The organism is Streptosporangium amethystogenes (genome assembly GCF_000721075.1).
GTDB classification, from domain to species: Bacteria; Actinomycetota; Actinomycetes; order Streptosporangiales; family Streptosporangiaceae; genus Streptosporangium; species Streptosporangium amethystogenes.
Genome location: NZ_JOEQ01000031.1, coordinates 13804 through 34056 on the forward strand (window position 1 = coordinate 13804; position 20253 = coordinate 34056).

Annotated in this window: 24 protein-coding genes and 1 pseudogene; 15 read left to right on the plus strand and 10 right to left on the minus strand. The window is 65.3% G+C overall.

Annotated elements, in window-relative coordinates; all coding sequences use genetic code 11:
* Nucleotides 1-43 precede the first annotated feature (43 nt).
* The 3 genes and pseudogenes from IG98_RS0133430 to IG98_RS0133440 all read left to right on the plus strand — a co-directional run.
* A pseudogene (locus IG98_RS0133430) lies at nt 44-427 on the plus strand (transposase); the annotation flags it as partial.
* Nucleotides 428-610: 183 nt separating this feature from the next.
* Nucleotides 611-1042 carry a hypothetical protein gene (locus IG98_RS0133435; protein ID WP_157594663.1) on the plus strand — a complete coding sequence of 144 codons (432 nt, stop codon included), beginning with the start codon at nt 611-613 and terminating at the stop codon, nt 1040-1042.
* A gap of 133 nt (nt 1043-1175) precedes the next feature.
* A complete protein-coding gene (locus tag IG98_RS0133440) occupies nt 1176-1397 on the plus strand; it encodes a hypothetical protein (RefSeq protein ID WP_211264239.1) in 222 nt (73 codons plus the stop codon).
* Nucleotides 1398-1670: 273 nt separating this feature from the next.
* Here IG98_RS0133440 and IG98_RS0133445 read toward each other — a convergent pair whose 3' ends face one another.
* On the minus strand, nt 1671-2519 hold the full coding sequence (locus IG98_RS0133445; protein WP_030921546.1) for a hypothetical protein: 849 nt from the start codon (nt 2517-2519) through the stop codon (nt 1671-1673).
* Nucleotides 2520-2521: 2 nt separating this feature from the next.
* Nucleotides 2522-3016 (minus strand): SigE family RNA polymerase sigma factor, encoded by a 495-nt coding sequence (locus tag IG98_RS0133450; RefSeq protein ID WP_030921549.1) that lies wholly within the window; start codon nt 3014-3016, stop codon nt 2522-2524.
* A gap of 692 nt (nt 3017-3708) precedes the next feature.
* On the opposite strand from IG98_RS0133450, the gene IG98_RS51100 reads away from it, so the two are divergent.
* Entirely contained in the window at nt 3709-4557 is an 849-nt protein-coding gene (locus tag IG98_RS51100) for an NsdA family TPR-like regulatory protein (protein WP_483855313.1), read from the plus strand.
* A gap of 21 nt (nt 4558-4578) precedes the next feature.
* Here IG98_RS51100 and IG98_RS51105 read toward each other — a convergent pair whose 3' ends face one another.
* On the minus strand, nt 4579-4854 hold the full coding sequence (locus IG98_RS51105; RefSeq protein ID WP_157594665.1) for a hypothetical protein: 276 nt from the start codon (nt 4852-4854) through the stop codon (nt 4579-4581).
* Nucleotides 4855-5518: 664 nt separating this feature from the next.
* Here IG98_RS51105 and IG98_RS52785 point away from each other — a divergent pair.
* The gene (locus IG98_RS52785; RefSeq protein WP_211264240.1) at nt 5519-6370 is read left to right on the plus strand and encodes an Imm10 family immunity protein; all 852 of its coding nucleotides are present in this window, start codon (nt 5519-5521) and stop codon (nt 6368-6370) included.
* A 285-nt stretch (nt 6371-6655) separates the two neighbouring features.
* On the opposite strand, the gene IG98_RS0133480 is transcribed toward IG98_RS52785, so the two are convergent.
* Nucleotides 6656-6919: a hypothetical protein gene (locus tag IG98_RS0133480; protein ID WP_030921562.1), complete on the minus strand. Its 264-nt coding sequence runs from the start codon at nt 6917-6919 to the stop codon at nt 6656-6658.
* A gap of 118 nt (nt 6920-7037) precedes the next feature.
* Here IG98_RS0133480 and IG98_RS0133485 point away from each other — a divergent pair, with 118 nt between their 5' ends.
* A complete protein-coding gene (locus IG98_RS0133485; RefSeq protein WP_030921563.1) occupies nt 7038-7994 on the plus strand; it encodes an alpha/beta fold hydrolase in 957 nt (318 codons plus the stop codon).
* A gap of 398 nt (nt 7995-8392) precedes the next feature.
* Nucleotides 8393-8884, plus strand: coding sequence for a hypothetical protein (locus IG98_RS0133490; RefSeq protein WP_030921564.1), 492 nt, complete (start codon nt 8393-8395; stop codon nt 8882-8884).
* Between the two features lie 194 nt (nt 8885-9078).
* Here IG98_RS0133490 and IG98_RS0133495 read toward each other — a convergent pair whose 3' ends face one another.
* Nucleotides 9079-9270, minus strand: coding sequence for a hypothetical protein (locus IG98_RS0133495; protein ID WP_030921565.1), 192 nt, complete (start codon nt 9268-9270; stop codon nt 9079-9081).
* 344 nt (nt 9271-9614) lie between these two features.
* On the opposite strand from IG98_RS0133495, the gene IG98_RS0133500 reads away from it, so the two are divergent.
* Nucleotides 9615-10238, plus strand: coding sequence for a hypothetical protein (locus tag IG98_RS0133500; RefSeq protein ID WP_037971896.1), 624 nt, complete (start codon nt 9615-9617; stop codon nt 10236-10238).
* A 377-nt stretch (nt 10239-10615) separates the two neighbouring features.
* On the opposite strand, the gene cutA is transcribed toward IG98_RS0133500, so the two are convergent.
* Both cutA and IG98_RS45600 read right to left on the minus strand, forming a co-directional pair.
* Entirely contained in the window at nt 10616-10897 is a 282-nt protein-coding gene (cutA, locus tag IG98_RS45595) for a divalent-cation tolerance protein CutA (protein ID WP_245651827.1), read from the minus strand.
* Between the two features lie 61 nt (nt 10898-10958).
* The gene (locus IG98_RS45600; protein ID WP_037971899.1) at nt 10959-11720 is read right to left on the minus strand and encodes a DUF6188 family protein; all 762 of its coding nucleotides are present in this window, start codon (nt 11718-11720) and stop codon (nt 10959-10961) included.
* Nucleotides 11721-11772: 52 nt separating this feature from the next.
* Between IG98_RS45600 and IG98_RS0133515 the strand changes: the two genes are divergently transcribed.
* The 3 genes from IG98_RS0133515 to IG98_RS0133530 all read left to right on the plus strand — a co-directional run bounded on the left by IG98_RS0133515 (nt 11773) and on the right by IG98_RS0133530 (nt 13924).
* On the plus strand, nt 11773-12057 hold the full coding sequence (locus IG98_RS0133515; protein ID WP_051753286.1) for a hypothetical protein: 285 nt from the start codon (nt 11773-11775) through the stop codon (nt 12055-12057).
* A gap of 42 nt (nt 12058-12099) precedes the next feature.
* Nucleotides 12100-13290 (plus strand): HEAT repeat domain-containing protein, encoded by a 1191-nt coding sequence (locus IG98_RS47600; protein ID WP_084195836.1) that lies wholly within the window; start codon nt 12100-12102, stop codon nt 13288-13290.
* Between the two features lie 385 nt (nt 13291-13675).
* Nucleotides 13676-13924 carry a hypothetical protein gene (locus tag IG98_RS0133530; protein WP_030921576.1) on the plus strand — a complete coding sequence of 83 codons (249 nt, stop codon included), beginning with the start codon at nt 13676-13678 and terminating at the stop codon, nt 13922-13924.
* A 381-nt stretch (nt 13925-14305) separates the two neighbouring features.
* Here IG98_RS0133530 and IG98_RS0133535 read toward each other — a convergent pair whose 3' ends face one another.
* Complete coding sequence (locus IG98_RS0133535) at nt 14306-15313, minus strand: hypothetical protein (RefSeq protein ID WP_030921579.1); 1008 nt, start codon at nt 15311-15313, stop codon at nt 14306-14308.
* 141 nt (nt 15314-15454) lie between these two features.
* Here IG98_RS0133535 and IG98_RS0133540 point away from each other — a divergent pair, with 141 nt between their 5' ends.
* From IG98_RS0133540 to IG98_RS0133550, 3 genes are all read left to right on the plus strand, one after another.
* Entirely contained in the window at nt 15455-15703 is a 249-nt protein-coding gene (locus IG98_RS0133540; RefSeq protein ID WP_030921582.1) for a hypothetical protein, read from the plus strand.
* Nucleotides 15700-16992 (plus strand): MFS transporter, encoded by a 1293-nt coding sequence (locus IG98_RS0133545; RefSeq protein WP_030921585.1) that lies wholly within the window; start codon nt 15700-15702, stop codon nt 16990-16992. The genes IG98_RS0133540 and IG98_RS0133545 overlap by 4 nt, the downstream gene beginning before the upstream one ends.
* A 499-nt stretch (nt 16993-17491) precedes the next feature.
* Complete coding sequence (locus tag IG98_RS0133550) at nt 17492-17938, plus strand: cytidine deaminase (RefSeq protein WP_030921588.1); 447 nt, start codon at nt 17492-17494, stop codon at nt 17936-17938.
* 186 nt (nt 17939-18124) lie between these two features.
* Here IG98_RS0133550 and IG98_RS0133555 read toward each other — a convergent pair whose 3' ends face one another.
* Together IG98_RS0133555 and IG98_RS0133560 are read right to left on the minus strand one after the other, a co-directional pair.
* Nucleotides 18125-18418: a hypothetical protein gene (locus tag IG98_RS0133555; protein ID WP_030921591.1), complete on the minus strand. Its 294-nt coding sequence runs from the start codon at nt 18416-18418 to the stop codon at nt 18125-18127.
* A 134-nt stretch (nt 18419-18552) separates the two neighbouring features.
* Nucleotides 18553-19149: a TetR/AcrR family transcriptional regulator gene (locus tag IG98_RS0133560; protein WP_030921594.1), complete on the minus strand. Its 597-nt coding sequence runs from the start codon at nt 19147-19149 to the stop codon at nt 18553-18555.
* Nucleotides 19150-19290: 141 nt separating this feature from the next.
* Here IG98_RS0133560 and IG98_RS0133565 point away from each other — a divergent pair, with 141 nt between their 5' ends.
* A complete protein-coding gene (locus IG98_RS0133565; protein ID WP_030921597.1) occupies nt 19291-20250 on the plus strand; it encodes an alpha/beta hydrolase family protein in 960 nt (319 codons plus the stop codon).
* The last annotated feature ends 3 nt before the right edge of the window (nt 20251-20253 follow it).

The following is a 20253-nucleotide window of genomic DNA, read 5'->3' on the forward strand; positions in this document are numbered from 1 at the left end:
TCACGCGGAGATCAACTCATACACCACTTCGCTGGACGTGACCACCTACCACCGCCGCAGGAACGAACCCAAGGGCTTCGGAGAGGAGGCTTTCCAGACCCTGCTGAGCGCCGCTCACGCCCAGCTGGGCGGGCCGATCTCGCCGGTGTGGGGCAGTCTGCCCGAGCACGTCAGCACCCCGATGCGGGCCTGGATCACCACGCACGAGGACCGGCCGACCGTCTACCGGCTGCCGCCGTACGCGCCTGATCTCAACCCGGCCGAGGGCATCTGGTCGGCCCTGCGCACCAAGCTGTTCAACTTCACCGTCAGCGACATCGACCAGCTCGCCACCCTGGTCAGAAGCCGGCTCAAGCCCATGCAGTACCGTTCCGACCTGCTCAACGGGTTCATCGCCGCGACAGGTCTCACGCTCGACTCGCTGTAACCTCCAGCTTTCTCTCTCAGTAATCGCCTTTGGCGCTGGCCGCCGCAGGCCGCTGACACGCCCGGGCCGGGGTAAGCGGCCCGGGTGCACGGATGAGCTTCTCAGCAATCAGCCGGAATGGTACCTAAGGGTATTCCCGGTAGGCTCCTAAAGAATCGGGGCTTCTCATCTCAAGGGGTGTATGTGACCGGAAAGTTCAATGCTGTGCTGCAGACGGCCGCTATCGCGTTATTCCTCATCCTGAGGGTGGCCAGCGCGGGCTGGCTAGTGTTGATCTTCATCTTCACCGTGATCGGCCCGGTGATCCTCCTCACGCACCTCGTCACCGCTCTCGTCGTCGCCAGGCGGGCCGCGCTCTCCCCGCTCGCCTCCTGGGGCTGGGGGCTGACCGCGTTCTTCCTTCTACTGGTCGGGCTGGTGCTGCCCGACTTCGGCGACAGCAGCGGAGGATGGGTTCCCCTGCTCGCGCTGACCGGCGGGGAGAAGGTCTACGGCACCGCCTTGAACGTGTTCTCCTGGGTGGGCCTGATCGGCATCGTGGGCTACCTCGCCTCGCTGATCGTCGCCTGGGCGAGCATCAGTCGCGGCCGCCCCGCGGCGGCCGGGGGACGCTGACCGGGGGTACGGCAAGCCGCAAAGCGGCGGTCTCTCAGGCACGACGGATGCAGGCCCACCGTCCCACTTGGTGGCGACAACCGGCTCTCGTACGGGCATGGCCGCGGCCACGCGATCAGAGAAAGGCCGAGGCTTGTCCGTGCGGATCACCAACACCATGCACCACTTCTCCCAGTCCAACCCGAAGGGACCGGGACAAAGAGACGTGCCCGCACTTCTTCGCAGGGTGGCCGACACCATCGAAGGCTTGGGCAACGTCGAGATCTACGATCTGATCATGCACAACGAGACCACCGAAGATGGGGACTGGCCGGGCCTCACCGTGTACTTCAACTACGTGACCGACCACGCCTGACCTGGAACTCGGCTTCTGATCGTCGGGCCATTAACGGGCCATTAGACAGGGTGACGAGGGGTCAGCCACGGTCACTCACGACCGGCCGAACACCCAGCTCAGTCATCCCACCTGCCGTACTCGATGCACTTCCCAAGCTGACAGCGCGGGTTCGATTCCCGTCACCCGTTCCACTTATGAAGGCCCCGGTCATCGCAGCCAGGGTGTTGCTCGTGTGCCGGAGATCATGAACCGGCGGATCAAGGACGCGCTTGTCGCGTGAAGCTCTCCGTGCTAGCCAGCCGGCGTGGACGCGATTTCCGTTGGAGGTTCAGCGTCTGTCGAAGGTTCGCCGTTCGGTACGGACTTGGCTATGGCGGGGCGGTCGTAGATCCCGACGGCCCACCCGCCTGGTTGTTCGCCGACCTCGGCCAACAGGCGTTCACGCACTTTGGGGTGCATCAGCGCGTGGGACTGGGCCCTCTCGTCACACTCTTTCGACTTCAGGATCGGCTGGCAGCCCGTGACGGCTTTCGCCACCTCCTTTACCGGGGCGTCCGCTGGAAAGACCCAGACCTTCAGGGACTGTGGACGCTTCAGCCAGTTGGAGGGCGCCGAAAGCCGGTCGTGGTGTCCGCCCACCGAACCCCCGCACCGTCCGGCCGTACCGCTCAGTTCGCCACTCTTGAGCTGCTCTGCGGTGACAACCCAAGCCCGGGGATCGTCGCAAACCACCTTGTACCCGGTAAAGAAACTGGTCGGCGTGAAGGTCACCGTCCGGGCGACGCCCACCGTTTCGAACCGCTGGGAGTGGATGAGGGGAAGATCAAATTTCTCGGCTCCCAACACCACGGGAAACCTTTCGGGGAGCTTTGGTGCGGAACCCACCCGGGCCGAGTCCACCGGACGTCGGGCGGCCGTCGTCTCGTCCGCCCTGGATGGCCCGGTCAGCACTCCGTTCACCAGTCCGGCAACGGTGACGGCGAAGGCCACCGCTGTCCCGGCCGTCATCGCCCGCCGAATACGGCGCATGCGGCGGCCCCGCTTTATGATCGCGTCGAGATGGGCGGACGGTCCGTGGTGGGCCCGTTCCTGGCCATGCTCGGTCAGCAGCTTTCGCAGATCACTCTCGGTGTGCCTCATCGCTAAACCCTCTCCAAGTTCATGGTCTGCATGTCCGGGTCGACTCGAAGACGGGTGAGGGCCCGGCTGAGCTGACTCTTCACCGCTCCTGGTGAGCAACCAACAATGTCTGCGACCTGGGTGAGTGTCCGTCCCTCGAAATAGTGCAGAACGATCACCACACGTTGGCGCGAGGAAAGTGTGCCGATCGCGTTCCACAGCGCGGCCTGATCGTCTACCTCGGCGGCCGTGTCGCGTGGATCGGCCGTCTCAGGGATACTCGCGGTCGGCACCTCCCCGCGCCAGCGCCTGCGCCACCACGAGGCGTGGGTGTTCACGATGATCCGATAGACGTACGGGTCGGGGTTGCCCTCGACCCGCCGCCAGGCAAGCCATGCCTTCGACAGCGCGGTCTGCACTAAATCCTCGGCCGTGCCCCAGTCCTGGGTGAGGAGATACGCCATCCGGCACAGCCGTAAGTGCCGGTGCGCCACATACTCGGCGAACCCGTCGTCCATCCATCATCTCCGTTTCGTTGTCCCCGGCGATGACTACCGCCTGGGAGGCACATTCGGATGACAGGTGTCCCGTACCAAAATGACTCACTGGGAAAGGGGGAGGGAGCTCCGCCCCAGACCCCGGCTGTGGAAATGGAGGCGAAAACCGCCTTGACCCTCCATCTCCAGGCGGTCGCCCCTCCGGGCGGGACGAGGGAGGCGGGAAGATCCGGCGGGAGAAGTGTTCGCATTCGCGCATGATCCGAAGCTTGATCGCGTGCCAGATGTGTGCCAGAACAGGCGAGGAGCCACGGTCACTCACAGGAAATCACGGGGACTCGACCCGCTCTGACCTGCACCTCTGTTTTCCCAGCTCAGAACAGCAAGGTCAGTAGATGATTCCCAAGCTGTCGGCATCAAGGAGTCCCTGGCGTGCGATGAGGAACGCATTCGGCGCTGGGAGGCCGGAGAGGTCAGGTGGCCCCATTCTCCGTACCGGATCGCCATCACCCAATTGACCGGACTTCAACCCGAAGACCTGGGATTTCGGCCGAACAGACGCGGGGCCGGCCAGCTCATCGAAGCCACCGGCATCATTCCCATGGACGCGTTGCGGGCCGAGGCCGATCTGTACGGCACCATGGAACTCGCCCAGCAGCTCCAGGCGTCCGACGTCGGAACCGGCACGCTCGAAGCTCTCGCCGAGGCCGTCGATCTGCTCTGCCGCGCCTACCCCGTCGTCTCAGCCGCCACCTTGCGCGACCGGACCCAAAAGCGTCTCGCTCAGGTCAACGGCCTACTCGGCGGACGGATCACCCTCGCCCAGCACCGCGAAACTCCTCGTCATCACCGGATGGCTGACGGCCCTGCTCGGGTGCGTTCACTACGACCTGGGAGAGCGCGAGGAGGCCGAGACCGCCCGCCGCGCCGCCTACGAGATGGGCCGCCAGGTCGGCCACGGCGAACTCATGGGATGGGCCTACGAGATGTCAGCATGGTTCGCCCTGGTCGAAGGCCGCTACGAAGACGTGGTCACCGCCGCCCGCACGGGCCAGGCCATCGCCGGCCACTCCAGCGCCCAAGTCCAACTGACTCTGCAAGAGGCCCGCGGACTGGCCCGCATCGGCGACCGCCGCGAAGCAGACAAGGCCCTCACCCGCGGAGCCGATGCCCTGGCAAAGCTCCCGCTCCCCGGCAACCCGGATCACCACTTCGTATTCGACCACGCCAAGTGGGTCTTCTACGCAGCCACTGCTTACACCTGGCTCGAAGACAACGACCGCGCCGAAGAACACACTCTGGAAACCATCCAGATGCGCACCTGCCCGGATGGCACCTCAAACGTCCCTATAGGGCCCGACGCGGCGACCTTGATGCCGCTGTGGAACAGGGCATGGCCGCCTTCGACATCGAACGCAGGTCACTCACCGACCTCGTCAACCGCGCCGCAGACCTCGACCGCGTCATCCGACGGCACTACCATCGTGAGGCTCTCGCCGAGGAGTTCCACGAGCGATACGTCACAGCCCGCAGAGCCCTTACGGCACACCGCCCTGAGCTAATCGACTGACAACCGGGAGGTCTTACGAGGCCCCCGGAGAAGGCTTCGTCGGAATCAATAGCCAGCATGCTGCAATAACGCACCCGATCATGGGAATCACGAGCACCAAGGCTAGATCAGGCGACCAGTCCAGCACCTTCTGGCCCAACACCAGAAGAAAGACGAAGACCGCCATCAGCAGCACTCCCCACCCGTAGCGGCGAGGCTCGTAGCGATCACGCCAGATAACGGGCACCAGAGGAGGAAGCCGATTGGTCGTCAGCGCGTAGATGCCTATTGCGACGTTCAGGAATCCCACTGGCCACTCCGCTCCCGCCAGACATGCACGACCACGGCCACGATCTGGAGCAGTATCCCGAGCGACCCGAACACGAACATGCCGAACAACCACCCGGCAGGCATCGGGCCGCGAAATCCGGAGAGCCCAAAAACCGCGCCGGCACCAGTCCACCCACAGAAGACGAACCAGAAAGCAGCCCCAAGCCTGAACCAGATAGATCGCTGCCATTGCATGCTGCGAACTCTCCCATCAAAGAGCCGTTGCCAAAGGAGCGCCTCCGGCGGAGGGTACTTATCGACGTTCCAGCACGAAGGCCGTAAGTGGTTGAGATGGAAGCCAGATCTTCCCGTCTGCCACGTCCCAGGCAAGCCCAACATCTCGACTCCTCCGGATCAAGGCCGTCTGTGACCGTTGGCGTCCCATGGCCGAGGAACGGCTACCGGCCGACGTACACGCGAAGACGGCCTTGATCCTCCGTCCCCGAGCTGTTGCCCCTCCGGGGTGGGGCGAGGCAGACGGGAAGATCCGGCGGGCGAAGCATGCGCTTGAGCGCGTCCATGATCGGACGTAGCCCCCGGAAAGACGCCCAATAAACTCCTGTTCTCGTTCGCCCGATGGAAAAGGCACGGTGAGTATGTCATCCGACCTCGCGCACGAACTCTGCATCGAGATCGGGCGGGCTGTGAAGGCCAGCGCCCCGGACGGCTGGCAATGGGTCGATGTCCATCGCTGCCAGATCGGCACCTTCGGTACAACCATGGTCACTTATCGGATGGCGGACGGTTCCCAGCAGATTCGGCATGTCGAGGACCTCGGCGGCACTTTCCAGCAGTTGAAAGCAGCCCAGTACACGCCGGGCGAGGGGACGTGGTTCGTCTGCCGGCTCGATTACAGCCTGCGCGGGAAGTCGTACAACTCCATGATGCAGACCTTCGGCATGGAGTCACCTTTCGCCCAGGACATCGAGGTGCCCGCCTGGGCCTACGTGGAGGAACTGATCATGTTCCCGCGCAGGCCGGATCTCACACCGCCATGGATGCGCGCGGCCTGGCCCGAAGGTGTGCCCCTGCCAGAAGGCGGCTCCGCCCCCACCTCTCCGGCAGACAGCGGACCCGGCCCTGTACGGCCTTCTCTGGGGACCATGGTCGCGCGAACCGTCGGCCGAGACGACGACCCGGAGCTGATCCTTTTCGGAATGGCCGAGCACGAGGACGGCACCGGGAATGCCCTGATCTTCATGATGTCCACCGAGGAACCGGACGAGCAGGAGATCGCACTCGGCATGGACACGTACTGCATCGTCCGAGAGGACCAGGCAGGTACCACCTACGGCGGCGTGACCCACTGCGAGATCAACTCCGGTCGCCTAACACTCCACTTCACCGCAGAGGCCGCGAAGGAACTGCACGTGGAGCCCGTCGTCCGGATCGATCTCCAGATCGATGACGACAGCGTCGAACTCCTCAGAAGCAGCCTGCAAGAGATCCTGCTGTCTGGCCGTCACGACCAGCACCCCCGCAGCATGCACCTCTGATCGCCGGACCATTAGCGGGCCATCAACCAGGTGACGAGGGGTCGACCACGGTCACTCACGACCGGCCGAACGCCCAGTTCAGCGGTCCCAACTGCCGTGATCGATGCATTTCCCAAGCTGACAGCGCGGGTTCGATTCCCGTCACCCGTTCTCATCGTGAAGGCCCAGGCCAGAGGATGATTCCCGACCCGGGCCTTGATTGTTTTCTGGGCTGATTCTCACCGTCGCGCCAAAACAAGTGATCTTGCTCCTCAGGCGCTCGGCACGAGCACATCCGCCGAGCCCTCATCGCCCTCGCTTGCCGCAAGTGGCGAGGAGCACCAGGGCGCGGAAGCGGGGAGGCATCGTATCCGCCAGCGCGAAGACCACCGGCACCGTGAGAACCGGGCGCTCCACACCCGCCTTCTTGATCAGCTCGTCGTCAAGGGCGGTGTTGAGGATGCCGCGAAGGAGGTGGTACGCCTTCGCGATCGTCGATGCGCCGAGACCGTGCTTGGTCAGGCCCCGGTGCCAGACGCGGACCTGGCGGGACGTGATCTCCGTGAGCATGCAGCCGCCGAAGATCGGGTCGATGTGTCCTTTTGCTGGAATGGCAACAGAACTTAGGCCCTGACCTCCCTCGACCCTACGGTCAGGACGACCAACAAGTCCTGGTCGAGGAGGGGCGATGACGGCGAAGCACCGAATCTTGGAAGCGGGCGCGGAGCGGATTCACGTCGTCGAGCAGGGCAACGGCCCGCTGGTGCTGCTCGTCCATGGTTTCCCCGAGTCGTGGTATTCCTGGCGGCGGCAGCTTCCCGTGCTGGCGGCAGCCGGTTACCGGGCCGTCGCGCTCGACGTACGGGGCTACGGGCGTTCGTCCAAGCCGCAGGACCCCGCCGCGTACCGGATGCTCGACTTGATCAGTGACAACGTGTCGGTGGTCCGGGCACTCGGTGAAAGCTCCGCTGTGATCATCGGCCACGACTGGGGGGCGACGATCGCAGCGCAGTCCGCACTCGTCGAGCCCGAGGTGTTTCGTGCGGTCGGATTGTTGAGCGTCCCTTACACCCCGCCCGGCGGGCCTCGGCCAAGCGAAGTGTTCGCGGGAATGGGCGGCGGGCAAGAGTTCTATGTCTCCTACCTCCAGCGCCCCGGACGAGCCGAGGCCGAGATCGAGCCCAACGTGCGCGGCTGGCTGGCTGGGTTTTACAGCGCCCTGTCGGCGGACACGATGGCTGCGGCGGACGCCTCAGACCCGCACTTCATCGCCCAGGGCGGCACACTGCGCGAGCGTTTCCCTACCGGCGCGCTGCCGTCCTGGCTGACGCAAGACGACCTCGACTTCTACGCCGCCGAGTTCGAGCGCACGGGCTTCACCGGTGCCCTCAACCGCTATCGCAACATGGACCGCGACTGGGAGGACCTGGCTACGTACGCGGGCTCCCCGATCAAGCAGCCATCCCTCTTCCTTGGCGGCACCCGTGACGCCTCCACCATGTGGCTCTCCGACGCCATAGACGCCTATCCGCAAACGCTCCCCAACCTCATCGGCAGTCACCTCCTAGACTGCGGCCACTGGATCCAGCAGGAACGCCCCGACGACGTCAACCGCCTGCTCGTGGAGTTCCTCGACAGCCTCTGACCGGGATTCCAAGGCGATCACCGCGGCCATAGGCCGGGAGGTGAGACCGGGAACCTGGTGGATCGAGGGTCTGTGGGTTCCGCACCGCAACCGTCTCGGGCGGACCTCGGAAGGGCGCCTACGCGGCATGGCCCTTTCTGATCAATGCCATGAGCCGATGATCGCACATCGAGAAGGCGGTCTCCAGACCGAGCCCGTTGGACTATCGCCCTCACGATCGCCAAGCGGTGGCTGGTCTCCATCGATCGACGGTCCGGGACTTCGCGCCTACCGGACACCTCATCCTCTGGCGGTACAGGCTCACATATCGATGATCAGGAATTGTCGTCTCTGCCTGCTTCAATCCACGTTGAGCACATACTGATCGATCCACATGAATCAAACCGAGGGGGCTGAGGTTGACGGGAGAACTCATCACGTACCTGCTGGAGGAGGTCCATGACGATCCCGGGCGCTGGATAGTGGTCGACGGTGCGGTCATCAACCACAAGGAGATGGCCCCATGGGATCAGGAATGGATGGGGCGACAAGAGGGCTGGATCGAGGTCGGCCCCAACGCCCTGGTCTGCGATACTCCCCGGGACATCACAGCGCATGTCCGGCTTGAACTATGGAGTGATCAACCTCCCACACCTGAATCGGCCTGGGATCACTCATGGACCGGAAAGGTCTTCTTTCGGTCGGGAAAGATCCAGCTCAGGGGGTTCTACAACGGGGAGTGGGGTGTGCACGAGGTTTTTGACCTGGGTCGCCGGGATGTCACCTGGCTCGTTCGGGCACAGCACAAGACATTGGAGAATGACCGGGAGAGCGACTTTCCTCGTGACATCTACCGAGCCGAGATCTACAAGTTCCAGTTCTGGCGGCCGCCCCTTCAGCAGGGGAGCTGACTGGCAGTCGTAAGTCATAGGAGAGACAGAGGCGGATCTACCACGGAGCACTCCGAGTCCGGATGTCGTTCCCGTTGCGTGCCCGCCAGCGGAGGGAACAAAGGGGACTCACGGGTAATCATGGTCACCCCGCAGGTCAGCGACCAGGTGCGTCAGAGACTTCCCAAGCCGGCAGTGTGGGTTCGGCCCCCGTATCACCCGCTGCGCGACTGTCGCCCCCTGCCCAGTTGGGCGGCCTGGTCGCTGTGCAGGACCTTGATCGCGACGCGGCGGGCGTCCTCCGTACAGGCCTCGTAGACCACACCCTGGCCGCCTGCGCCCAGCCGCCCGGCCAGCCGGTACGGCCCCAGCCGCTGCGGATCACCGTCGAGCAGTGCCGTCGCCATTCCTCACCCCGTATGTCTGTGACTATGTACGACTCGGTGCGCCTGGCACAGGAAAGGTCCGCATCACGGGCCGCCGCCTCTCCCGCGCCGCCCTCGTCCCACAGCCGGTTTCGCCGGGCGCTACCAGGTGCTTTGGACCGCCCACGATCAGCGTCCTTGATGGCGCCGCGAGGCCTGGGACCTCAGACGCGAGCCGCGGATTCCCCGGCGAGAGCACGAACCGGTAAGTGACCACAGCGTCTGCTTCAGCAACTCGAACCGCTCCGGAGAGCTGAGAAGCTGTCTTCGTACCCTTCAATGATCTTAAGAAATTCGAGTGCGCCATGAGTGCGGCCGGGTGTTGCATGGATCAGATGATCGACGAACCGCTGGAACGACTCCGCGCCGCCGCCCGACGCACCCGTGAACTGGCCCTGAACCGGGCGAGCACCGGCCTGGGCCACCAGGACGCCGACGACGACGTCGGCACGATCGGCACGGACGATGCCCTCGGGTTCGACCCGTTCCCTCTGCTCGAAGCACTCCATCACAACGGCGTCCGAGCCATAGTGATCGGGCAAGTCGCCGGAATCATGCATGGATCCACCGAACTGACCGGCGATCTGGACCTGCTCTGGGATGGCGCCCCGGCTCACGCCCCAGCCCTGGCGGATGCCTTCACCTTTGTCAACGCCCAACTGATTGACGAAAAGGGCAACCCTGTAGCAACTCACCCGGATTCCTTTCTCCGCCCTAAAGTGCAGTTCACCTCCCCCGGAGCCGGCGGCGACTGCTGCACCCCGGCGCTCCCCTGGGGCAACCTTCAAGTCCGAGAGTTCCTCGACCGCGCGATCACCGCAGTCGACCCGGGCGGCCTGGAAGTTCACTACGTCTCCCGAAGAGACCTGATCCGGATGCGTCGCGCCATGGGTCGCCCCAAGGACCTCCGGCGAGCAGATGAACTGGACTCGTTCGCCTCGGACCGCTGAGGTTTACGATCTGCCTCCAACTCCGCCGAAGACCGTTGGAGGGATCGCGGGCACCTTCTGGGGGTGCCCTTCCCTGTTCTTATACAGACGCGACCGCAAGCGTTCTGCCTGCACGAGCGAGTCGCTTCAAGATCATTAGCCCGAATGACGGACGAAACGCCTGGACACGTGTCACTATCCACCCCGGAGCAGGCCCTGAATGACAATGTCCGCTGGTTGATGGCTGCTACGGATCGTAATCGGCTCCTCGTGTGAGGCTGAGGGGCGGCAACGTGGGGCACCTTGACGATCGTTACCAGTGACAAGCCCTTCGGATGTCCGTGACCCAAGAGCGCAACTTGTGGAGGAGCTCACTCAGGTGGGCCTGGAGACCGTCCCTATTCGCCTGAGGCCGGGGGCGTCTCCCGTCTGATCCAGCCGAGGTAGTCGGTGTTGCCGACCGTCAGGGAGACCGCGACGATCTGCGGTACCTGGTAGGAGTGCAGCTCCCGCACCCACCGGACGAGGTCCTCGAACCGCTCCACGGTGGTCTTCATCAGCAGGAGCAACTCCTCGGAGCGTTGGATCTCGCCCTCCCGCCGGTAGACGGACTCGATCGGAGCGATGATCTGGCAATCACCGGCCCACCACCGCCGAACAGATCCGCTCCGCCTCCTCACGGCCGCTGGTGGTGACACGAACCTCGACACAGTCCGATTGATACTTGACGCGTCGATCCCATCACATGCTTGACGCGCGCTCTAGGAAACATGACCGGGCGTGCGGCGTGGGCGCCGGTCCCGGCCGGCGGCGCCCCATCGAAAGTCCACCGCCCGGCAGGCAGACGAAGCGTAAATCGTCAGGACCACGGATGCTCCACGCCTCGAATTGGGGATCGGGTTTCACGTTCAGGTGCGTCCCGGTGTCGAAGACCAACCGCAGCGCACCAGACTTGAAGGCAACCGGCGACACGATTGTCGCGCCGAAGAGAGCCAGGGCCGGCGCCACCTCCTGGCGTTCAGGGGCCAGCTGGACCGGCTTCGCATCGGGAGCGCTCAGTGGGCCGCTGGTGAGCGTCGCCGTGGACTCGATGTTCACCTGGACGTCACCGTCGAGGAGCAATGTCAACTGATAACTCACCCGGACCTGAACCACCTGCATCCCCCGGTAGGGCAGAAGCCAACGGTCCTCCAGCTCGGCCAGATCTGCCGGTGTGGTCACAATGCCGTCTGAGCGCATGACCGCTTCCCGGACCAGCGGGTCAGCAGCCACCTGATCCCTCCTCCGGTGGTTCACTGAGACCACCATCCGGAGCCTCTCCTCCTCATGGGGGAGCACGTAGAAGAGGACCTTGTACTCCCGGCCGTCTTCTCCGGTGACGTGCTCCCAGTCCTTGTCACCGTTCTCTTCCATCACGGCAAGCTCGTCGTAGCGCGCGACACGTCGCCACCGGTCCAGGTACTCCTCCGCGATCCCCGCCGCGACCTTCTCGTTCAGCTTCACCGGATCATCCAACTCCTACACCGACGACGCCGACCAGTACCGGGGCCGGCTCATGGGCCACTTCGTCGACTCCGGAGCCGGAGGCATTCGCTCCACCGACGCGCTCGAAGTGAAGCGGGGCGTCCACCCCGCCGGCCAGCAATGCCCCGAGTGGACCGCCGACGACCAACGCACCACTCTTCTGCTGCTGATCCAAGGCCGCTTCCGCCTTGACCTCAATCTGAGCAGCACGCCCCTCGAACACCAATGCGACTACGTCGGCATCGACCATTCCTGGCAGGCCGAAGAAGACTCAGTCATATTGACCGTTCGCCGGCCATCGGTGCCATGGGTATAAACCTCTTTACATGACAGTTCGAAACTCTTCACACTTGCGGGCATGACTGTTGATGGACTGACGGCTGCCGTGCGTTCGTGGGATGAACAAGCACTCAGCAGGCTGCTCTCCCGCGGTGCGGATGCGAACCATGTCGACAGCAACGGGCGGACACCCCTGTCTGTAGCAGCCGAGCAAGGAGCGGTGGACATGGTTGAGGCCCTGCTCACCTATGACGCCGATCCTCGCGTTCTCGACAGCGATGGGAAGACGCCCTATGAGATCACGTCGAGGCTGGCCTCAACCGACATCGAAGCCGAGTTGGAACGCAGAGCGAAGAGCCGGGCGCAAGGGCGCCAGGAAACCGAACCCCTTGTGATCAAGCGTGAGCAGCTCCAGGATGGGACCGAACTGGTGCGCGCCGAACTGCACACAGACGACGGGCCAATAGAACTGGCCATGGAGACCGGTCACGCGGCGATCGCAAGGATGCTCGAACCCCGTCTTGGGATTCATCTCCCGTTCGCGGATTTGACCCAGCGCGCCCTCGCGTACGCCGATCCAGATGACGCGGAGCGGTGGGCGATCATAGGCGTACTGCACATTCGGGGGGACACCGAGACATTCCAGGGAGCCGTAGAGTTGTGCGCCAGCACGCAGTCGGCGGAGCGGCTCTTGGGGGCGGACATCCTGGCACAGCTCGGCGTCGCAAACGGCCGACCTTTCCACGAGCAGAGCCTGCCGATCCTGCGGCGGATGGCCACCCAGGAAAGCGATCCCACCCTGCTCTCCGGAGTGATCTTCGCACTCAACCATCATGGGAACAAGCGCGCATTCCCCGAGGTCGTCCGCCTAGCCGACCACGACAGCGAGGTGATCCGCTATGCTGTCGCGCGCGTTTTGCCGACGGTGCTGCCGAAAGGCAACGCCGAAGGGCTATCCGCGCTGATCAGACTGACCCAGGACACCGACGACGAGAACAGAGACTGGGCGACGGCGGGTCTGGCGGGGCTCGAAGACGACAACGCGGTGATTCGCGAGGCGCTATACGCACGTCTCGATGACCCCTGCTTGATCATCGCCGTAGAGGCCGCGCGGGGTCTCGCACTGCGCGGTGATCGCCGAGGGTTGGACGGAGTCCGCAGGTATCTCGCCGAACCCCGTGACGACGAAGACTGGTACATGCGAGACCTCGTTCTGGAGACGGCTAAGGAACTCGGCGACGCGCGACTACTCCAGCATCTCAACGCATGAGGGTGCGGCCAGTGCTGATGGGCTCGGCCAACCGATACGAGCCGAAATCATCCAAACCGCTGACGGGCATCGAGGCCGGTACCACCCGAACGGTCGCCCAGCGATGATGGTGGGCCACACGTGGTCGGGGACGATCCTCGTATAGGGGGAACCAGCATGCTTGATCTTGCAGACTGCGTCCATCGGTGACTTCGCCCGGCCGTCGGCCTAAGTCTATGTCGTCGCCTCACAGCCCGCTCAAGTCGCCGCCGGCACCCCTGCCCTCAAGGTCGATGGGGTTGAAGTACATTACCTGCCTGACGGCCTCAGCCAGCCGGAAGCCATGCCCACGACGGCCGCTGACCTGAGCGGAACGGCGCTTCGCTGGCGAGGTGACGGTGATCGAATGGTTCAGGTGTCCGTCTACCACCCACAGCACAAGATGAGCGATGCTCTGGACATCCTTACGCTGAATGTCATGCGCTGGCCCGTCGAGCCCAGGAAGGCCACCGATCCGGTGGTCTCCGGGGACGGCACAGACATGATGTGGGTGGCGGATCACGGGGTGGTGCTCATGGTCACCACGTCGGAGTCGGCGAAGGACGCACTCGACGCGGTCGCCCGAGACCTTCATGTTTCACGGGCCCCTGCCTAGAGGGTAGGTGCGTTGGTCCATGTGCGGCTGATCAGAGCGCCCCTGCCGGAGCTGCTCATGCGGTTCGGGCAGGCGTACCGGCGTCATGCCCGTTGCGTGCCCGCTAGGAGAGTGACCAAAGGGGAACCACGGGTACTCGAAGCGCTACCCCGAAGGTCAGCGTCTCCCAGGTCAGTGACTAGGCACGATAGAGACTTCCCAGGCTGACAGCGCGGGTTCGATTCCCGTCACCCGCTCCATCTCAAAGGCCCAGGACGGTGGTAGATCCCCGGCACGGGCCTTGATCGTCTCTATGGTCTTCTTCCCCCGCGTCTCGGATCAGCCGATTACGAGGGGCCGCCGCACTACCGGCGGGCCGAGGCGTCACTCCGACCTGCGCGATCAGTTGGGCAGGGTCGCGGCCAGCGGTGCGCCGATCTGGATGTCGAAATACGCCGCGAAGTTATCTTCGCGGGCACCGCCCCGACGCGCGTCGATGATCACGACCGTCCCCGCCACAATGCCGGCGAAGCCGGTGCCGGACCGCCGGGACTGTTCGATGCGCTCGGTGACCGGGCGGCGAACCGCCTCGGTGAGAAAGGTGAGGCCGCGCGGAAACTCCTGGCTGAGCGGATGCCGTTGCCGCCCCGACTCGATCAGGCTGCCGATGCCGAACCGAGCCGAGACGATTTGATCACCGTTGAGAGTGACACGGAAGTAGCCGTTCGACTGGGAGCGGTTGCAGCTCTCCTGGGGCGGATAGGCGCAGTCGTAACCACCGGCCCGAAGATCATCCACGACCGAGCTCATCGTGGTCGCGTAGCGCTCGGCGCCGAACGGCCAGCGTCGTACCGCATTGTCCCGGGCGGTGACGACCAGTCCGTCGATCACGGAATAGTTGTAGTCCGCATGCGTGTCCCGCCACGCGGTCCGGGGGGTCTCGTCGATCCGCTGCACCCTCCGGCTCCGGAGGTCGCGATCGAAATCGTTGATCTCCTGTCGTACGCGATCACCGGCGTCGGACCAGATCGCGGCCAGCGCCGGTGCCGCAGCAGCGGCGACCTGGTTATCCGGCTGCCCTACGGGCGGGAACCACGCCCAGACGAGGCGGTCGTCATGGTCGAGCAGGAACTGCGCCACCTGCGGGTGGACCGTGTCCGCCTGGTCACGGTGACCGATCCGACACCACAGGGCACGGCCGTCCGCATTGGCCCGGACGTGCGCGCAGAACCAGCCGGCTTCCTTCAACGGCCGAGTGACGGACCCGGCCGTACCGCCGGCCGGGACGGGGTCGGCCCGCGAGTTCTCATCCGCTGCGACGTGGTCGTAGACGCCGTCGGGCGGCAACGACGGCGGCTCGGCCGATCGGGTGCAGCCGGTCAGCGCGAGCAGGCCGAGGATCATGATCATGATCCTGCGAATGGCCGGCCAAGGTCGGCGTGCGCGCATGGAGAACGGAAGGGACACGGGTTCATCGAAGCCGCCGGACCACTGATTCGACAACTTCGATCATCAGGAGCGGGTTCACGGTGAGGTCGGAACCGTCGACGAGTGAGCACGGCGACGACGATCTGGATGCCATCCGCGGTGTTCCGCAGGACCGACGGAGAACCCACAAGCTGGCCGCGCGGTCCCTTCTCCAGCGAGACCTGGCTCCACGTGACCGACGACGAGCTGGCCGAGTTCGCCGCCGAGATCGCCGCGGTGATGACCCGATGGGCCGAACGCGAGCTACCCGACGACGGCAGAGACCGCGAGACCGTGTTCGCCTTCGCCCGGGCGGTGCCAGGGCAGCCATGACCCAGGCCCCCACCACCCCCACCACCCCCATCGTCCGGCCGCCCCGGTTCGGCCTGCTCCGCGGGCGTGACTTCCGGCTGCTCTGGATCGGCGAGAGTGCCAGCAGCCTGGGCAGCTCGGTCACCAGCGTCGCCCTCCCGCTGGTCGCGGTGACCACATTGCACGCCTCCGCGTTCGAGGTCAGTGTGCTCGCGGCGGCCACGTGGCTGCCGTGGCTGGTCATCGGCTTGCCCGCGGGCGCCTGGGTGGACCGGCTCCCACGGCGCACGGTGATGCTGGTGGCCGACTACGTGTCGATGGCTGCTTTTCTGAGCGTGCCGGTCACGGCCGTCCTGGGCATGCTGACCACCGTCCAGCTCGCCTTGGTCGCCCTGGTCGCGGGCACGGCGAAGGTGTTCTTCGCGACCGCCTACCGCGCGTATCTGCCCTCCCTGGTTCAGAGCGAGGACCTGCTGGAGGCCAATGCCAAGCTGCAGGGCAGCGAGCAGGTGGCCAACCTGGCGGGGCCGGGCGTGGCCGGGTTGGTCGCGCAACTGTTCTCGGCTGTCGGCGGGCTCCTGGTGGACGCCGCGAGTTTCGCCGTCTCCGCCCTCTGCCTCCAGGGCATCGGGCACCGGGAGGTCGTCGAGAGGGGCCCGCGGCGACGGCTGCGCAGCGAGATCCGGGAGGGGATGCGGACGGTCGTGGCCGACCCGCTGCTGCGCGGCAACATGCTCTACGGGTGCGTCGCCAACCTGGCGCTGACCGGCTACACGTCCCTTCTGGTCGTCTTCCTGGTTGACGACGTCGGGCTGAGCGCGGCGACGACCGGCGCGCTGATCGCCGTGACCAGCCTGGGAGGCGTCATCGGCGCCTTCGCGGCGCGGCCGCTGGCGGCGCGGCTGGGCAGTGCCCGTGCCTTCCTGGTCGGCAAGGCCGCACTGCCTCCGGCCGGCCTGTTCATCGCATGTGCCGATCAGGGGGTGATGCTGGTGCCGTTCGTCATCGCCAGCATCGTGATCATCGCCGGCGTCGTCGCGGGGAACGTGATCTTCTCGGGTTTCACCCAGGGCTACGTACCCACGGCACTCATGGGGAGGGTGAGCACCAGCAGCCAGGTGGTCAACTTCGGCGCGATGCCGCTGGGCGCCCTGCTGGCAGGAACGCTGGCCGTCACGTTCAGTGTCAGGGCCACACTGTGGATCATGCTGAGCATCTTCGCCCTCAGCGGGCTGATCCTGCTGGCCTCGCCCCTACGCCGGCTGCGGGACCTGCCGTCAGGACGGATGGAGCCGCCCACCGAGCGCTGACGGAATTTTCGCCGACGTCGAGAGTGGCAGGCCCAAACGGGCCGTAGGTCAAGAATCACAGTTCCGCTGTTCTTCGTCACCGGGCCACGGCCAGGCGGTAGTTCTCGTCGGTGGTGAGGCGGTTCCGATGGGGGTCGTCCGCGGTGATGACGCCGCCGTCCAGGATGAGGACACGGTCGGCGTCATTCGACGTACGTTATCCCTTTGATCCACCGGGGATACACGCCATCACGAACCTCATGAGGAGAGCCCGGCCTCGGACATGCCATCCGGGAAGAACCACACCCACTATCGCCTCGGGCTGTCCCGAGGAGACGATTTCGCGTCCAGACGCCGCGCGATCCGCTCTCCTGATCGCTACCGCTTTTTACCACTTGCCGCACCGTCTTCCAGGCCTCCGGCGGGGGCCTGGGCTCCAAGGTGATCGCGATATGTGCCTGGGCGGTCTACCGGGTGGCCGGCGGGGCTCTGCCGAGTCTTGATGTGTCACGATTCCTACATGCAGCTTGATCAAAGTCTTGTCAACGCGGCCATCGCACAGATGGATCGGCGATGGCCTGCCGGGGAGGAGGGTGGTGCCGCGGCCGTCTACTTGGATGACGGGCGGATCCTCACCAGCGTCGGCCTGGACAACCTCAACGGCGGAGTCTCCCTATGCCATGAGACCGGTGCCATCTGCCAGGCCTACACGCTCGACAAGAAGATCACCGCCTCCGTGTGCGTATATCGGGACCCCGAACGTGAGCGCGTCCTCGTCCTTCCCCCGTGTGGCATCTGCCAGGAGCGCCTGGCCTTGTGGGGGCCTGATGTCCAGGTCGGTGTGCCCGACGACTCCAGCGTGACGGGGTGGAGCGCTCGCACCCTTCGCGACGTGAACCCGTTCTACTGGGGATCGCAGTTCACCGAAGACGGGGCCTGGCCGGCCCCCGAAGCCCACTTCTCCTGACCGGCGCGGTACGTTCCCACGGTGATCGTCGTGCCATCAACCCCGGTAACGAGGGGTCGCTCACGACCGGCCCCGGCCGCTTTACGCAGAGCGGGTTCGATTCTCGTTACCCGCTTTCCTTCTTCAAGGCCCTGGCAGGACGCGCCATGAGCGGGGGCAGCCCTTTCGCACTGAAGCCCCTATGGTTCAGGGCTCGTTCAGAGGGATCACCCGGTCGCGCGCCGCGATGGCCAAGGCGATGAAATCACGAAACCGCGCGAACTCCTCCTGGTTCATCTTCAGTCTCACCCCGCCCGTGACCTGGTCGTCTCCCTGCCTCGTGCCGACCCGAACCTTGAACCCATCGCCGTGCGGCTGGGCATCCACCCCAAGAAACACCACATGGTAGCGACTGCTCTCAGCCAGACCCCGGTGAAAGATTTCAAGGGTCCTGTCGTCCTGAACCAGAATGTAATCGCCGAGCTGAAACTCCGCCGCCATAGCTCCCGCTTCGAAACCGCATAGACAACAGTGCCACGACTGTCCCACACGATCGATGGCCGCACACCGAACCGGTGACATACGCATCGGCAATTCCGAACAGTCCCTCGCAGGAGTCGGGCTCCCCACCGGCATCAGGACGACTGCGCTCGCCGTAGTCCCCGAAGGAGCAGTTCGACCAGTCGGCGGGGGTCATAGCGGGGGTCGCTGTCACGTCCGACGCAGAGGTTGCCGATGCCGCGCATCAGCTCGTAGGCGTGCGTACCTGGCCTGATTTCGCCGGCGTCGACCGCGGCGTCGAGCAACTGCGTGCAGACGGGCACCAGGCGGTCGAGGAAGTAGGTGTGCAGCGCGTCGAAGCCGCCGCTGTCCGATTGCAGCGCGTTGGCGAGTCCGTGCTTCGTGACCAGGAAGTCAACGAAGAGGTCGACCCACTCGCGCAGTGCCGCGAACGGCGAGTCGGCGTTGGCCAGCAGGGTCGGGCCGGCCTCGGCGCAGGCCTCGACCTGGTGGCGGTAGACGGCGACGACGAGATCCGCCCGAGCCGGGAAGTGGCGGTAGATCGTCCCGATCCCGACACCGGCTCTGGCCGCGATCTCACGGATCGGCGCGTCGACGCCGGAGGTGACGAACACCGCGGCGGCGGCGGCAAGCAGCGTCTGCTGGTTTCGCAGCGCGTCGGCCCGCTTGCTTCGGGCCGGCACCTCCCCGAACTGGCCTGCAGTCGACACCGCGCTCTCCTTCCGGACGACCGATTGACAAAGCGGAACATGGTTCCGTATTGTTCCGGAACAACGATCCGCTTTGAGGGTAACCGAAGCGGAACCCTCCTGTCCGCCTCACCCGCCTCCGGCCGAATGGAACCACACATCATGAGTGCATCGACGCACACAGCCGACACCATCAGCTCGCCCACCCCCGTCCTCTCGGTCAGTCCGGTGGTGCTGTCGGTTCCCGGCCGCGCCGTGGACCTGGAGGTGCGGGTCTCCGCGCCGGTGATCGGGAGCGACCTGCCGGTCATCCTCCTCTCACACGGTCAGGGCTACTCGAACCACCTCTCCTCGCTGAACGGCTACGCCCCGCTCGCCAACTTCTGGGCGGCGCACGGCTTCGTCGTGATCCAGCCCACCCATCTGAGCTCAAGGACGCTGAGCCTGGACCCCGACGACCCCGAGGCGCCGATGTACTGGCGATCGCGGGCCGAGGACATGAGGCGCATCCTCGACCGGCTCGACGTGATCGAGGCCGCCGTCCCGCAGCTCCTCGGGCGCCTGGACCCGAGCAAGGTCGCGGTGGCCGGGCACTCGATGGGCGGGCACACCGCGAGCCTGCTGCTGGGCGCCCGGCTCACCGATCCGCACGACGGAACGGAAGTGAACCTGGCCGAGCCCCGGATCAAGGCGGGAGTGCTGCTCGCCGCGCCCGGCAGAGGGGGCGACGCCCTCACCCCGTCCACGGCCGAGAACTATCCCTTCTTCTCGACCACGGACTTCTCCGAGATGACGACGCCCACGCTCGTGGTCGCCGGCGACAAGGACACCTCCGCCCACCTGACGGTTCAGGGCGCGGACTGGCACACCGACCCGTACCTCCTCTCCCCGAGCCCCAAGTCCCTGCTCACGCTGTTCGGCGCGGAGCACGGGCTCGGCGGGATCTCCGGATATGACGTCGCCGAGACCACCGACGAGAACCCCGAGCGGGTGTCCGCGGTCCAGTGGCTCACCTGGGCCTACCTTCGCACCGAGCTCTACCCCGGGGATCCCGCCTGGCAGACGGCGTGTGACGCACTGACGGCCGGGCCCGACGCGCTCGGACGGGTCGAATCCAAGTAGGCC

Coding starts and splice junctions, on each gene's coding strand:
- IG98_RS0133550 (WP_030921588.1), top strand. CDS start 17,492: ATGCAGCTTGATCAAAGTCTTGTCAACGCGGCCATCGCACAGATGGAT.
- IG98_RS0133485 (WP_030921563.1), top strand. CDS start 7,038: ATGACGGCGAAGCACCGAATCTTGGAAGCGGGCGCGGAGCGGATTCAC.
- IG98_RS0133515 (WP_051753286.1), top strand. CDS start 11,773: ATGGGCCACTTCGTCGACTCCGGAGCCGGAGGCATTCGCTCCACCGAC.
- IG98_RS47600 (WP_084195836.1), top strand. CDS start 12,100: ATGACTGTTGATGGACTGACGGCTGCCGTGCGTTCGTGGGATGAACAA.
- IG98_RS0133500 (WP_037971896.1), top strand. CDS start 9,615: ATGGATCAGATGATCGACGAACCGCTGGAACGACTCCGCGCCGCCGCC.
- IG98_RS0133530 (WP_030921576.1), top strand. CDS start 13,676: ATGGTTCAGGTGTCCGTCTACCACCCACAGCACAAGATGAGCGATGCT.
- IG98_RS0133565 (WP_030921597.1), top strand. CDS start 19,291: ATGAGTGCATCGACGCACACAGCCGACACCATCAGCTCGCCCACCCCC.
- IG98_RS0133480 (WP_030921562.1), bottom strand. CDS start 6,919: ATGCTCACGGAGATCACGTCCCGCCAGGTCCGCGTCTGGCACCGGGGC.
- IG98_RS0133535 (WP_030921579.1), bottom strand. CDS start 15,313: ATGATCATGATCCTCGGCCTGCTCGCGCTGACCGGCTGCACCCGATCG.
- IG98_RS0133555 (WP_030921591.1), bottom strand. CDS start 18,418: ATGGCGGCGGAGTTTCAGCTCGGCGATTACATTCTGGTTCAGGACGAC.
- IG98_RS0133545 (WP_030921585.1), top strand. CDS start 15,700: ATGACCCAGGCCCCCACCACCCCCACCACCCCCATCGTCCGGCCGCCC.
- IG98_RS0133495 (WP_030921565.1), bottom strand. CDS start 9,270: ATGGCGACGGCACTGCTCGACGGTGATCCGCAGCGGCTGGGGCCGTAC.
- IG98_RS0133450 (WP_030921549.1), bottom strand. CDS start 3,016: ATGGACGACGGGTTCGCCGAGTATGTGGCGCACCGGCACTTACGGCTG.
- IG98_RS0133445 (WP_030921546.1), bottom strand. CDS start 2,519: ATGAGGCACACCGAGAGTGATCTGCGAAAGCTGCTGACCGAGCATGGC.